This is a genomic window from Pseudomonas sp. E45-MNA-CIBAN-0222 (assembly GCF_040310405.1).
Classification (GTDB): domain Bacteria; phylum Pseudomonadota; class Gammaproteobacteria; order Pseudomonadales; family Pseudomonadaceae; genus Stutzerimonas; species Stutzerimonas stutzeri_AC.
This window is the reverse complement of the sequence record NZ_JBEOPU010000252.1, coordinates 1-234: the sequence shown is the minus strand read 5'-3', so window position 1 is coordinate 234 and position 234 is coordinate 1. Positions and strand designations below refer to the sequence as shown.

The 234-nt window shown below is 45.3% G+C and carries 1 protein-coding gene; it reads right to left on the bottom strand.

Going from position 1 to position 234, the window contains the following annotated elements; translation table 11 throughout:
* On the bottom strand, nucleotides 1–213 hold a 213-nt coding region (locus AAEZ08_RS23500; protein WP_500125253.1), incomplete at its 3' end, for a hypothetical protein.
* Nucleotides 214–234 lie beyond the last annotated feature (21 nt).

The following is a 234-nucleotide window of genomic DNA, read 5'->3' as shown; positions in this document are numbered from 1 at the left end:
ATCCACATCTTCTTTAATCGTATTGATTTGAGTCTGAATAATAGCGTTTAAAGTGTCTGTCAGCGCGCGGTTAGGACCGAATAAGAAGCGCTTCATTTGTTCGCGCTGTGGGTCTTCTAATTGGTTAACCGCATATTGTTCACGCAGCAGTTGCGCCGCTTCATTATCACGCTGACAGGCAAAGCTGACTAGATCAGCAAAACGCGTGTCCATGATAGGTAGATAGCTCTGGAA